Below are 11670 nucleotides of genomic sequence, written 5' to 3'. Positions count from 1 at the left end.
ATCGCCGCCGGGTCTGTGGCGAACAGCCCTTTTGGCGAGGCACTTCGCCCTTGAGGTGTTTTTGCGTAAAATGCCCGCCTTTCGTCACACCTCACGGATTTCGCGTCATGGGCACTCTCACGGTCAACCAGAACAAACTGCAAAAGCGCCTTCGCCGACTGGCTGGTGAGGCGGTTGCCGATTTCAACATGATTGAAGACGGCGACAAGGTCATGGTCTGCCTGTCCGGTGGCAAGGACAGCTACACCATGCTCGATGTGCTGATGCACTTGCAGAAGGTCGCGCCGATCAAGTTCGAGATCGTGGCCGTGAACATGGACCAGAAGCAGCCGGGCTTCCCGGAGCACGTGCTGCCGGCCTACCTGAAAGAACTGGGTATCGAGTACCACATCGTCGAGAAAGACACTTACTCGGTGGTCAAGGAGCTGATTCCGGAAGGCAAGACCACGTGCTCGCTGTGCTCGCGCCTGCGTCGCGGTACGCTCTACACCTTTGCCGATGAAATCGGCGCGACCAAGATGGCCCTCGGTCACCACCGCGACGACATCGTCGAAACGTTCTTCCTGAACATGTTCTTCAACGGTTCGCTCAAGGCCATGCCACCGAAGCTGCGTGCCGACGATGGGCGTAACGTGGTGATCCGCCCGCTGGCTTACTGCAACGAGAAAGACATCCAGGCCTACTCGGATTTCAAGCAGTTCCCGATCATTCCGTGCAACCTCTGCGGTTCCCAGGAAAACCTGCAGCGTCAGGTGGTCAAGGAAATGCTGCAGGACTGGGAGCGCAAGACCCCGGGCCGTACCGAGAGCATTTTCCGCAGCCTGCAGAACGTGGTCCCGTCGCAACTGGCGGATCGCAACCTGTTCGACTTCACCAGCCTCAAGATCGACGAGTCTGCGGCTTCGCGCTTCGTCAACGTCGTCAATCTCTGATTGAAACTGTGGGAGCAAGCCCGCTCCCACATCAGGTTTTTCGTTTTATTCCTCAGGAGAGGGCATGCGCGACTACAAGTGGCTGAACGAATACTGCTTGAACCGCTTCGGTTCGGCGGCTGAACTGGAAGCCCATCTGCCCGTTCCCAAGACTCCCGAGCAACTGCGCAAGATCAGCGATGATCGCTACCTCTCGATGATGGCGCTACGGGTATTCCGCGCCGGGCTCAAGCACAGCCTGGTGGATGCCAAGTGGCCGGCCTTTGAAGAGGTCTTCTTCAGGTTCGACCCGGAAAAAGTCGTGCTGATGAGTGCCGAGCACCTTGAGCGCCTGATGCAGGACACGCGGATCATCCGTCATCTGGGCAAGCTCAAGAGTGTGCCGCGCAATGCGCAGTTCGTGCTCGATGTGGCTCACGAAAAGGGCAGCTTCGGCGCGTTGATCGCCGACTGGCCGGTGACCGATATCGTCGGGCTCTGGACCTTCCTGAAAAAACGCGGACATCAGTTGGGCGGGCTGTCCGCCCCGCGCTTCTTGCGGATGATCGGCAAGGACACCTTTGTACCGAGCTATGACGTGGTGGCGGCATTGAATGCGCAGGACATCATCGACAAGGTGCCGAGCAGTCTGCGCGACCTGGCGTTGGTGCAGGACGTGTTCAACCAGTGGCATGAGGAAAGTGGCGGACGGCCGATGAGCCAGATTTCGATGATGCTGGCGTATACCGTCAATCATTGAGGCCGAGCCGTCCCATTCGCGAGCAGGTTCGCTCCCACAGGATTTACGCTGGCCCTGTGGGAGCGAGCCTGCTCGCGAAAACGGTCTGTCAGGCGACGGAAATCTCGCCCTCGCCAGCTAACTTGCGATTCAACTGATACCGCCAGCGCACATACAGCAGCGCCGAGCAAAACACTGTCAGGCTCGCACCCATCTCCAGCAAGCCGAAGATTTGCCGGTTCGGGTCATAGGCAGCCAACGCGCCCTTGATGAAATACAGGTTCACCACAAAGCACATCCACGAATGCCCTCGAGGGCTGCCGAGGATCATCCCCGGCGCCAGGATCAGCAGGGGCACCAGCTCGATCAATAGAATCACCCAAGGCCGGGCGCCGTGCAGATCGGCTACAAGCAGGTAGTAGATGCACAGCAGTCCCACCAGACCGAAAAAACACAACAGACTGATCACGCGCATGGCCCGGACACGGGGTTCAAGCCATTCAATGGCGGGCAGGATCTTCGGCTTCTTGGCCACCCTCAGCCCTCCAGTTTCTGTGCAGTCTTCGCCAGGCGCATACCCAGCGCGCGGCACAGCGCCACTTCATGGGCATCCAGACCGCTTTTGCCGTCGGCACCGGCGTGGTGGCTGGCGCCGTATGGCGTGCCCCCGCCCTGGGTTTCCAGCAGTGCCGATTCGCTGTACGGCAGGCCGGTGATCAACATGCCGTGGTGCAACAACGGCAGCATCATCGACAGCAGGGTCGTCTCCTGGCCACCATGCAGGCTCGCCGTGGAGGTGAACACACCCGCCGGTTTGCCCACCAGGGCACCGGTCAGCCACAGGTTGCTGGTGCCGTCGAGGAAGTATTTGAGCGGTGCTGCCATGTTGCCGAAGCGGGTCGGGCTGCCGAGTGCCAGGCCGGCGCAGTTCTTCAGGTCGTCGAGGCTGGCGTAAAGTGCACCTTCGTCGGGAATCTCCGGCGAAACGGCTTCGCACTCGGCGGAAATCGCCGGCACCGTGCGCAGGCGGGCCTCAAGCCCGGCCTGTTCGACGCCACGGGCAATCTGTCGGGCCATCTCGTTGGTCGAGCCGCTGCGGCTGTAGTACAGAACCAGAATGTAGGGCGCACTCATGGCAACAGTTCCAGGATCTGCTCCGGCGGGCGGCCGATGATGGCTTTGTCACCGACTTCGAGAATCGGTCGCTCCATCAGTTTCGGGTGGGCGGCGATGGCAGCAATCAATTGCGCTTCGCTCAGGCTGCTGTTGGCCAGGTCGAGGGTTTTGTACTCGTCCTCGCCGGTGCGCAGCAATTGCCGGGCGCTGATCCCGAGTTTGCCCAGCAGGCTCTGGATTTGCGCAGCGTCCAGTGGAGTGTCCAGGTAACGGACCACGGTCGGGGTCAGGCCACGGGCTTCAAGCAGTTCGAGCGCACCGCGGGATTTCGAGCAGCGCGGGTTGTGATAAAGCGTCAGATCGGTCATGAGCGGGTCGCATCTTGCGTAAGGTGGCGGCTATTCTAACTGTGCAGCGCGCAATCCAGAACCGTGAGAGGCGATGGGTCGCAGGCGCATTCAATTTTTGACAGGGAACATGACATGACAAGGCGACTGGCAGCAGTATTGGCGATCATCGGAGCGTTGATGCTGGGGGGCTGCGGTAATGACTATGGCATCGACCAGGACGGCCACAAGATCGCCGCCGAGCGACTGGATGGCAAATGGCTGGTACTCAACTACTGGGCAGAATGGTGCGGGCCTTGCCGTACCGAGATCCCGGAATTGAACACCCTGGCCGAGCAGCTCAAGGACAGGAAAATCGGTGTGTTCGGGGTCAACTTCGACAACGTCCAGGGGCAGGAACTGAAGGGCGCGAGCGAGAAACTGGGGATCAGGTTCACGGTGCTGGCCCAGGACCCTTCCGAACTGTTCGAGCTGCCGCGCAGCGAGGCGTTGCCAGTGACGTACATCATCGATAACAAGGGCAAGGTGCGTGAGCAGTTGATGGGGGAACAGACGGCGGCGGGGGTGATGGCGAAGCTTGAGGCGTTGCAGGCGAAAAACTGATTTGTGACAAGGGACGCTTTTGTGGCGAGGGAGGGCAAGCCCCCTCGCCACGGATTTCACCGGGCTGAAACCGAGAGGATCAACCCTCCTCGAGCCACCAACGCAGCGGCTTGCCTTCGGCTGGCCAGAAGCGGATTTGCTCGATCGGGGAGACGTCCCAGCGCTGGACGTTTTCCAGGGCCGAAAGGAAGCGTTTTTCCTGTTCCATCAGCGCCGGCGCGCACAGTTTGCGGGTGCTGCCGATTTTGCCGAAGGTCAGTTTGTCACCATCAAGGGTGTACGGCGCAAACCAGTGGTTGCAGCCGCCATTGCCGTAGGCCCGGCCGTCTTCGCCGAGGGTGATGGTCAGGTGGCTGTAGTCCATCAACGGCCGCTCGCCGATCCACTCCAGGATGTAGCTGCGATTGTGTTCAAGTTGCACCGGCTCGGCGGCGCAGCCCAGCAGGCTGGCACCGACCGTAGCGGTCAGAGCAAGGCGTTTCATCACGCAGGCTCCTGGCATTTCGGGCACAGGTGTTTCTCGCCAACGGTGGTCCAGCCCAGCTCGGCAATCCGTGCGGTGGCGGCAGGCTTTTCAGCCTTGTTGCCCAGTTTGGCATCGACGGCGAATTCAAAGCTCAGCTCTTTGGCACAGCTGTCACAGTTCACTTGCCAGGTGTGGATCGCCAGTTCGCCGAACACCGGACCACTGGCCACCGCGACCCATTGGCCAGGCGGGTTGATCAGGTGGCGGACCGTTTCGACGGTCAGGCGCATGGACAAGTCCTTGGCACCCTTGAGAGTCACGACCAGCACGTCGTTGTTGCGAATCGAGCCACCGTTGCCGGTGACCTGATAACGCCCTGGCACCAGGGCGCGGCATTCGGTGAGGGTGTGTTGCGGGTTCATCAGGCTGTAGCGGAAATCGTGTTCGACCATGGGTCCTCCAAATATGCGCGATATGCTATCACGGGCTTGCACGCCGCATCGCGCAGGCAATTGACCTTCGATCCGGTTCAGTCTCCCGTCACCTGATTTTCCGGTGTGCCCGCCGTCCAGGCTGCAATGTTGCGCAACGTGGTGGCGGCAATCGCGTCCAGCGCTTCGCGGGTCAGAAAGGCCTGGTGCGCGGTGACGATCACGTTGGGGAAGGTCAGCAGCCGTGCCAGCACATCGTCTTGCAGCGGCAGGTCGGAGCGGTCTTCGAAGAACAGTTGTGCCTCTTCCTCATACACGTCCAGTCCCAGGTAACCCAGGCGACCGTCTTTCAGCGCGTCGATCAGCGCGGGGGTGTCCACCAGGCCACCACGCCCGGTATTGATCAGCATCGCGCCCGGTTGCATGTGCGCCAGTGATTCGCGGTTGATCAAGTGCTTGCTCTGCTCGTTGAGCGGGCAGTGCAGGCTGATGATCTGCGATTCGGCCAGCAGTTGCGGCAGGCTCAGGTAGCGCGCGCCGAGGGCTTCGACCTGCGGGTTGGGGTAGGGGTCATAGGCCAGTAACCGGCAGCCAAACCCGTTCATGATCTTTGCGAATGTGGCGCCAATCTGCCCGGTGCCGACCACGCCGACAGTCTTGCCCACCAAGTCGAAACCGGTCAGCCCCTGCAGTCTGAAATCCCCTTCGCGGGTGCGGTTGTAGGCGCGGTGCAGACGCCGGTTGAGCGCGAGGATCAGCGCCACCGCGTGTTCGGCCACAGCGTGGGGCGAATAGGCCGGCACGCGCACGATGGCCAGCCCCAGACGCTTTGCCGTCGGCAAGTCGACGTGGTTGTAACCGGCCGAGCGCAAGGCGATCAGGCGTGTGCCTCCAGCCGCCAGGCGTTCGAGCACTGCCGCGCCGAGGTCATCATTGATGAACGCGCAGACCGCTTCATACCCCTGAGCGAGCGCCACCGTGTCGAGGCTCAGGCGTGCAGGCTGAAAGTGCAGCTCGATGCCGGCCGGTTGCCCGGCCGCAAGAAAACTGTCGCGGTCGTAGTTCTGGCTGCTGAAAAGAATCGTACGCATGCGGTGCTCCTTGAAGGTGATCTGCACGGTTGAGCAAGCCGACATTCGGCAGTCGTCAGATTAGCTCGCCGGCAGGTCCGCGCGATTGCGCTGCATCAAGCATTCATGCGCGCCTGGGCTGCCAGCCGATTGATCGCCCGGTCGAGCTCATCCAGTGCCACGCTGGCTTTCGGGTCCTGTTGCTTGAGCAGGGTTTCGCTGCGTTGGCAGGCCGCACGCAATTGCGGTACGCCGCAGTAACGCGTCGCGCCATGCAGGCGATGGACTCGTTCGATCAGGGCGTTGTGGTCATTGTTCTGCTGAGCAAGACGGATGGCTTCGCGGTCAGCCTCCAGGGATGCCAGCAGCATTGCCAGCATGTCTGCAGCCAGGTCAGCCTTGCCGGCGGCCAGGCGCAATCCTTCCTCGTGATCGAGCACCAACAGGTCATGGGCACCGCCATGTCCATCGCCGGAGCGCTCCGGGTTTTGATTGCGCAGCGCCAGGCCGCTCCACTTCAACACCACCTGCGCCAATTGCCGTTCGCTGATCGGTTTGGTCAGGTAGTCGTCCATGCCGCTTTGCAGCAGCGCGCGTTTTTCGTTGGCCATGGCGTGGGCGGTGAGGGCCACGATCGGCAGTGGCGTGCAATGGCGTTGGCTTTCCCAATGACGGATCGCCTCGGTGCTCTGGCGGCCGTCCATGCCAGGCATCTGCACGTCCATCAATACCAGGTCGAATGTCTCGTTCTGTACCGCCTTGACGGCGGCATAACCGCTTTCCACCGCGAGTACCTTGGCGCCCATGTCTTCGAGCAGGGTCTGCACCAGCATCAGGTTGGCCGGGTTGTCGTCGACGCATAGCACTTTCGGAGCACGGCTGGACACCGGTTCGCCCGGCTCGTTGCGCATCGGGCGCGGGCTGACCAGGTCAGACAGGGAGCGTCGTAGCTTGCGGGTGCAGGCCGGCTTCGCCTGGAGCTGGCTGTGGGGGTTGGGCACGGAAAGATGGAACAGCGTCTGTTCCGTGGTCGGGCACAGCACCAGCACTTTGCAGCCAAGATGCTCGAGGTCCCAGATGTGCTGGTTGAGGCGCTCCGGCGGCATGTCGTTGCTGGTGATACCGAGTACGGCAAGGTCGATCGCCTGATCGGTCTGGTGGGCGGCGGTGACGCCATTGGTCAGGCTTTCCAGGGTATTGAACGACGTGGTGCTGAGGCCGCAGTCTTCCAGTTGATGCTGCAACGCCTGCCGCGCCAGCTCGTGGTTTTCCAGCACCGCCACCCGGCGCCCGAGCAAGGGCGCGGCGGGCAGGTCTTCGGCATCGTCGCGGGTTTTTGGCAGGCTCAGGCTGATCCAGAATTCCGACCCTTCCCCCGGCGTGCTGTCGACACCGATCTCGCCGCCCATCTGTTCGATCAGGCGCTTGGAAATCACCAGGCCCAGGCCAGTGCCGCCGGGTTGCCGCGACAGCGAGTTGTCGGCCTGGCTGAAGGCCTGGAACAGGGCGCGCACGTCCTGGTTCGAAAGGCCGATGCCGGTGTCCTGAATGCTGATGCGCAACTGCACGGTGTCTTCGTGCTCTTCTTCGAGCATGGCACGGGCGACGATGGTGCCTTCGCGGGTGAACTTGATCGCGTTGCTCACCAGGTTCGTCAGGATCTGCTTGAGCCGCAACGGGTCGCCCACCAGTGACAGCGGTGTGTCCCGGTACACCAGGCTCACCAGTTCCAGCTGCTTGGCGTGGGCGGCCGGGGCGAGGATGGTCAGGGTGTCCTGCAGCAGGTCGCGCAGGTTGAACGGAATATGGTCGAGCACCAGCTTGCCGGCCTCGATTTTCGAGAAGTCGAGAATCTCGTTGATGATACCCAGCAGGCTGTCGGCGGATTTTTCGATGGTGCCCAGGTAGTCGAGCTGGCGTGGGGTGAGCTCGCTTTTTTGCAACAGGTGGGTGAAGCCGAGAATGCCATTGAGCGGGGTGCGGATTTCATGACTCATGTTGGCCAGGAATTCGGACTTGATCCGGCTCGCTTCCAGGGCTTCCTTGCGCGCCAGGTCCAGCTCGATGTTCTGGATCTCGATGGTTTCCAGGTTCTGGCGCACGTCTTCGGTGGCCTGGTCGATGCTGTGCTGCAACTCTTCCTGGGCATTTTGCAGGGTGCCGGCCATGCGGTTGATGCCGGAGGCCAGTTCATCCAGCTCCTGACTGCCGAGGGGCGGCAAGCGGGTTTCCAGATGACCGTCCTTGAGTTGGGCCACGGCCTGCTTGATCTGGCTCAGTGGCCGATTGATCGTGCGCCCCATGCGCACGGCCAGCAGAGCCGCACCCACCAGTCCCGCACTGATCAACATCAGGCTGGCGAACAGGCTGCGGTAACCGCGCAACAGCATGCCGTTATGGGACAGCTCAAGCTCGACCCAGCCGAGCAGGCGGTCGGCTTCTTCGGGAATCAGGTCCCCGGCCAGGTTGCGGTGTTTGCCGAAGACCGGCAGCAGATAGCGGGTCGCATCGTTGCCACTGCGGCGCAGCATCTGCGTGCCAGTGCCGGAGGGCGTCTGATTGAGCATGGTCGGGCCGGCGTGGGCCAGCAGCGTGTGGTCGGGTGCCAGGAAGGACACGGCCCGTACATCGGTCTGTTCCAGGGCCTGGGTGGCGATGCGTTCGAGCAGTTCGTTGTCCTGATGGCCCATCGCTGGCGCCGCCAGTGGAGCCAACTGCTCGGCGATCATTTCGCCGCGCTGCATGAGTTGGGTTTGCAGGTCAGCTTGTTGCATCCAGGTAAAATACCCTCCCAGCACCAACGCCATCAGGCTGGTTGGCAACAGGGTCAGCAACAGCACGCGGCCTTTGATTCCCAGTTTCTTGAGCACGCATCTCTCCTGCATCCCGCTATTTATAGACCGACACATGCATCCGCCATGCACCACTTGCGCAGTGTAGCGATTTGCTCGCGGGCAATCTTCGTAAAAATGGTGCGGTCATTCGTCGGCCCGGGCAGCTCATTGGCGATACGGACAAACCGTGGGTTGCCCCTGGCGTGGCAATCTTGAATAATCGGCTCAACTGAGAATTGTTTGCAGATAGTCATGACTCCCATCACTGCCGGCCTCCCGCGAATCCTGTCCATCGAAGACGACCTTGTGCTCGGCGCCTACGTCCATGAGCACCTCGACCGCAGTGGTTTCCAGGTGACCTGGTGCCAGAATGGTCAGGAAGGCCTGGACATTGCCCGGCGGCAACCTTTCGACGTGGTGCTGATGGATATTCTGCTGCCGGGCATGGACGGCCTGGCGGTATTGACCCAATTGCGCCAGAGCCATTCCACCCCGGTGCTGCTGATGTCGGCGCTCGGTGCCGAGGCCGATCGCATCAGCGGCTTTCGCCTGGGGGCCGATGATTACCTGACAAAACCCTTCAGCATGGTGGAGTTGCGGGTACGCATCGAGGCCATTCTGCGGCGGGTGGCCTTAGACCGCCGGCCCGCACCCGCAGTGCCGGCCCCTTTGATGGACAGCCTGCGTTTCGATGATGAAAGCTTCGAGGTCTTTTATGGCGAACAGGCCGGCGGCCTGACCCGCAGCGAGTATCGGTTGCTGGAGACGCTGCACCGCAGCGCCGACGAAGTACTGAGCAAAGCCTTCCTTTATCAACAGGTGCTGCAGCGCGGTTACGCGGCCCATGACCGCAGCCTGGACATGCACATCAGCCAGATCCGCCGCAAGCTCAAGGCCATTGGCTACACCGAACGTGAAGTACGCACGGTATGGGGCAAGGGTTACATCCTGAGCGCCGGCGATGAAATGTAACTTGCCGGGCAGGCATTCGCTGTTCTGGAAGCTTGCTTGCCTATTGGTTGCGTTCTGCTTGTTGATGATCTGGCTCAGTTGGTCCTGGGGACGCTATATGGAGCAACGCAACCAGTTCCTCTCGGATGAAGCCCGCGGCACCCTGACGGGCTATGCCGCCGAAGCCGAGCAGGCGTGGCAGCAGCGCCAGAGCGCCGGTGTCGATGACTGGCTGCAAGGCATGCATCAGCGGGAAAAAGGCTGGGTCGGTGTCATCGGTGGTGACTTGCAGTCCTTGAGCAACCAATCGCTGACGGACAAGGAAGTCGAACGCCTGACTTTTTTACGCGGCCTCGATTGGCCGGTCCACAGGAAAGGCCGGCCGTGGATGCGCATACCGTTTCCCGGCGACCCGTCCACCGGCAACCTGGTGATCGAACTGCCCGAGCGCTTTGTGCCGGGTCATTACCGGGTGTTCTGGCGCGTGATCACCAACGGCGTGATTCCGGGGTTGTTCACCTTGCTGCTGTGCGTCGGCCTGTACCGCTTGCTGGTGGTACCGCTCAACAGCCTGCGTGAACAGGCCAATGCCTGGCGTGCCGATCAACTGAACGTACGGCTGTCGACCCGGACCACCAATCGCTCGGATGAACTGGGCGAGCTGGGCAGGGCGTTCGATCACATGTCTGAACGCCTGCAAAGCACTGTGGCCTTGCAGCAGCAACTGCTGCGCGACCTGTCCCACGAATTGCGTACGCCCTTGAGTCGCCTGCGGGTGGCCAGTGAAAGTGAGCAGGGGCTGGAGCTATTGCGCGAACGTATCGGCCGTGAGGTCGATGGCATGCAGCGCCTTGTGGAAGACACGCTGCAACTGGCATGGCTGGACACCGAGCGCACCCGATTACCCGACGAAGCGATCCAGATCCAGGCCCTGTGGGAAATGCTCACGGAAAACGCCTGCTATGAAAGTGGCTGGCCGCAGTGGCAGTTGCAGTGCAGGGTGGATGCGTCCTGTTGGGTTCGCGGACATCTCAATACCCTGGCTCAAGCGCTGGAAAATATGCTGCGTAATGCGATTCGCCATTCCCCCACCGGCGGCATTGTCCGGCTTGCCGGGCATCGTGACGGTGACTATTGGCATCTGTGGCTGGAGGATCAGGGCGGCGGCGTGGCTGAAGCCGATCTGGAGCGGATCTTCCTGCCATTTACCCGCCTCGACGGCTCGCGACCGGGGGATGGAGGTTTTGGGTTGGGATTGAGTATTGCGAGGAATGCGGTGCTACGTCAGGGAGGGAAACTTTGGGCGCAGAACACCAAGCACGGGTTGCGGATGAATATGCGGTTATTGGCTGATAAATCGCCAGTCTGATAGGGAAAAGTCGGATTGCGGCTGCGCTCATACAACTAATTCGGAAATATCCTACGTTGTAAGAAGTGCTGGGTGTATGAAATTTCTGAAATGAGAAAAGGGATCTCAAGCCTTTAATGTGACGGGCGATACCTACCTTGCAGGTCAATATCAAGGAGGACAGCCAATGAATGTCTCAATAAGAACGCCCGCCTTATCAATGCAGGCTGATGCCTATGTCATAAAAAATCCTTTCGAAACAAGAAATTCTCACACAATAACCAATGCTGCTGATGCTGCTGGTGTATTGAATTTGACAAATAGTTCTGAAATTGATGCGTTGAAAGAATTGATAAGGGGGTGCGATTTTACGTCGATAAGTACCAACCAGCTCGCAAGGATTGGATCAAAGCTTAGTGAGCTTGATTTGATAGATGAGCACGTGGCATGTGCTTTTATATCGGGACATATGGCGTTTGATAAAAATGGTCACTCGACTGAAAGAGATGTTAAATATAACGCAATTGCCATGTTTAATCAGATGCTGGGTGATAACAAGGCATACGCCCGCGAATGGCCTATGTATGCTCATCAGGAGTCATTCAAAATCGTGACGAAAAAGCTGCTGGGCGCCAACCAGGTTATAAACGCGCTTTCCTATTTTGCGAACTCATCTCGAAATGATCTGTCCATCAGCATTCAGGTTTGAGTAAATCGATACCCGGCAGTAATTGACGGGTACCGGCAAGCTATTGCTCATCGAGCATAGCGTGTGGTTCCAGAATACTGTCTGTCCACGTTAAGTTTGTTTGAGTGACGAACTCTGTAGGTTCCCAGCGGCCCAAGTACCGAAG

General features: G+C 60.2%; 13 protein-coding genes. 6 read left to right on the top strand and 7 right to left on the bottom strand.

From position 1 onward, the window contains the following. The first annotated feature begins 107 nt into the window (after nucleotides 1-107). Both ttcA and CAF65_RS06410 read left to right on the top strand, forming a co-directional pair. Nucleotides 108-932: a tRNA 2-thiocytidine(32) synthetase TtcA gene (gene ttcA / locus CAF65_RS06415; RefSeq protein WP_085715547.1), complete on the top strand. Its 825-nt coding sequence runs from the start codon at nucleotides 108-110 to the stop codon at nucleotides 930-932. 64 nt (nucleotides 933-996) lie between these two features. Then, nucleotides 997-1671 carry a DNA-3-methyladenine glycosylase I gene (locus CAF65_RS06410; RefSeq protein WP_085715546.1) on the top strand — a complete coding sequence of 225 codons (675 nt, stop codon included), beginning with the start codon at nucleotides 997-999 and terminating at the stop codon, nucleotides 1669-1671. An 88-nt stretch (nucleotides 1672-1759) separates the two neighbouring features. Here CAF65_RS06410 and CAF65_RS06405 read toward each other — a convergent pair whose 3' ends face one another. From CAF65_RS06405 to arsC, 3 genes are read right to left on the bottom strand one after another with little or no spacing between them, the layout of a single operon-like run. Next, on the bottom strand, nucleotides 1760-2185 hold the full coding sequence (locus CAF65_RS06405; protein WP_085715545.1) for a DUF2069 domain-containing protein: 426 nt from the start codon (nucleotides 2183-2185) through the stop codon (nucleotides 1760-1762). A gap of 2 nt (nucleotides 2186-2187) precedes the next feature. Beyond that, nucleotides 2188-2784 (bottom strand): NAD(P)H:quinone oxidoreductase, encoded by a 597-nt coding sequence (gene wrbA, locus CAF65_RS06400; RefSeq protein WP_085715544.1) that lies wholly within the window; start codon nucleotides 2782-2784, stop codon nucleotides 2188-2190. Further along, nucleotides 2781-3134 (bottom strand): arsenate reductase (glutaredoxin), encoded by a 354-nt coding sequence (arsC, locus tag CAF65_RS06395; RefSeq protein ID WP_057396389.1) that lies wholly within the window; start codon nucleotides 3132-3134, stop codon nucleotides 2781-2783. Before arsC ends, wrbA begins: the two co-directional genes overlap by 4 nt. A 114-nt stretch (nucleotides 3135-3248) precedes the next feature. On the opposite strand from arsC, the gene CAF65_RS06390 reads away from it, so the two are divergent. Next, nucleotides 3249-3716, top strand: a complete 468-nt coding sequence (locus CAF65_RS06390; protein ID WP_085715543.1) for a TlpA disulfide reductase family protein — start codon at nucleotides 3249-3251, stop codon at nucleotides 3714-3716. A 79-nt stretch (nucleotides 3717-3795) separates the two neighbouring features. Here CAF65_RS06390 and CAF65_RS06385 read toward each other — a convergent pair whose 3' ends face one another. The 4 genes from CAF65_RS06385 to CAF65_RS06370 all read right to left on the bottom strand — a co-directional run bounded on the left by CAF65_RS06385 (nucleotide 3796) and on the right by CAF65_RS06370 (nucleotide 8553). Beyond that, entirely contained in the window at nucleotides 3796-4200 is a 405-nt protein-coding gene (locus CAF65_RS06385) for an META domain-containing protein (protein WP_057396391.1), read from the bottom strand. Continuing rightward, nucleotides 4200-4634 carry a hypothetical protein gene (locus tag CAF65_RS06380; protein WP_007988765.1) on the bottom strand — a complete coding sequence of 145 codons (435 nt, stop codon included), beginning with the start codon at nucleotides 4632-4634 and terminating at the stop codon, nucleotides 4200-4202. Before CAF65_RS06380 ends, CAF65_RS06385 begins: the two co-directional genes overlap by 1 nt. Before the next feature lie 77 nt (nucleotides 4635-4711). Continuing rightward, a complete protein-coding gene (locus tag CAF65_RS06375) occupies nucleotides 4712-5704 on the bottom strand; it encodes a 2-hydroxyacid dehydrogenase (protein WP_085715542.1) in 993 nt (330 codons plus the stop codon). Nucleotides 5705-5799: 95 nt separating this feature from the next. Next, complete coding sequence (locus CAF65_RS06370; RefSeq protein ID WP_085715541.1) at nucleotides 5800-8553, bottom strand: response regulator; 2754 nt, start codon at nucleotides 8551-8553, stop codon at nucleotides 5800-5802. A 216-nt stretch (nucleotides 8554-8769) separates the two neighbouring features. Here CAF65_RS06370 and CAF65_RS06360 point away from each other — a divergent pair, with 216 nt between their 5' ends. From CAF65_RS06360 to CAF65_RS06350, 3 genes are all read left to right on the top strand, one after another. Further along, nucleotides 8770-9489: a response regulator transcription factor gene (locus CAF65_RS06360; protein ID WP_085715539.1), complete on the top strand. Its 720-nt coding sequence runs from the start codon at nucleotides 8770-8772 to the stop codon at nucleotides 9487-9489. Further along, complete coding sequence (locus tag CAF65_RS06355) at nucleotides 9479-10837, top strand: sensor histidine kinase (protein ID WP_085715538.1); 1359 nt, start codon at nucleotides 9479-9481, stop codon at nucleotides 10835-10837. Before CAF65_RS06360 ends, CAF65_RS06355 begins: the two co-directional genes overlap by 11 nt. A 166-nt stretch (nucleotides 10838-11003) precedes the next feature. Next, nucleotides 11004-11525 (top strand): hypothetical protein, encoded by a 522-nt coding sequence (locus CAF65_RS06350; protein WP_085715537.1) that lies wholly within the window; start codon nucleotides 11004-11006, stop codon nucleotides 11523-11525. The last annotated feature ends 145 nt before the right edge of the window (nucleotides 11526-11670 follow it).

This window comes from Pseudomonas sp. B28(2017) (assembly GCF_002113025.1).
GTDB lineage: Bacteria > Pseudomonadota > Gammaproteobacteria > Pseudomonadales > Pseudomonadaceae > Aquipseudomonas.
The sequence above is the reverse complement of the archived record's forward strand: the minus strand, read 5'-3'. Positions and strand labels throughout refer to the sequence as shown.

Bases quoted from the DNA above. Each gene is read 5' to 3' on its own strand.
- CAF65_RS06360 (WP_085715539.1), top strand. From the start codon at position 8,770: ATGACTCCCATCACTGCCGGCCTCCCGCGAATCCTGTCCATCGAAGAC.
- CAF65_RS06410 (WP_085715546.1), top strand. From the start codon at position 997: ATGCGCGACTACAAGTGGCTGAACGAATACTGCTTGAACCGCTTCGGT.
- CAF65_RS06380 (WP_007988765.1), bottom strand. From the start codon at position 4,634: ATGGTCGAACACGATTTCCGCTACAGCCTGATGAACCCGCAACACACC.
- CAF65_RS06390 (WP_085715543.1), top strand. From the start codon at position 3,249: ATGACAAGGCGACTGGCAGCAGTATTGGCGATCATCGGAGCGTTGATG.
- CAF65_RS06375 (WP_085715542.1), bottom strand. From the start codon at position 5,704: ATGCGTACGATTCTTTTCAGCAGCCAGAACTACGACCGCGACAGTTTT.
- arsC (WP_057396389.1), bottom strand. From the start codon at position 3,134: ATGACCGATCTGACGCTTTATCACAACCCGCGCTGCTCGAAATCCCGC.
- wrbA (WP_085715544.1), bottom strand. From the start codon at position 2,784: ATGAGTGCGCCCTACATTCTGGTTCTGTACTACAGCCGCAGCGGCTCG.
- CAF65_RS06350 (WP_085715537.1), top strand. From the start codon at position 11,004: ATGAATGTCTCAATAAGAACGCCCGCCTTATCAATGCAGGCTGATGCC.
- CAF65_RS06355 (WP_085715538.1), top strand. From the start codon at position 9,479: ATGAAATGTAACTTGCCGGGCAGGCATTCGCTGTTCTGGAAGCTTGCT.
- CAF65_RS06385 (WP_057396391.1), bottom strand. From the start codon at position 4,200: ATGAAACGCCTTGCTCTGACCGCTACGGTCGGTGCCAGCCTGCTGGGC.
- ttcA (WP_085715547.1), top strand. From the start codon at position 108: ATGGGCACTCTCACGGTCAACCAGAACAAACTGCAAAAGCGCCTTCGC.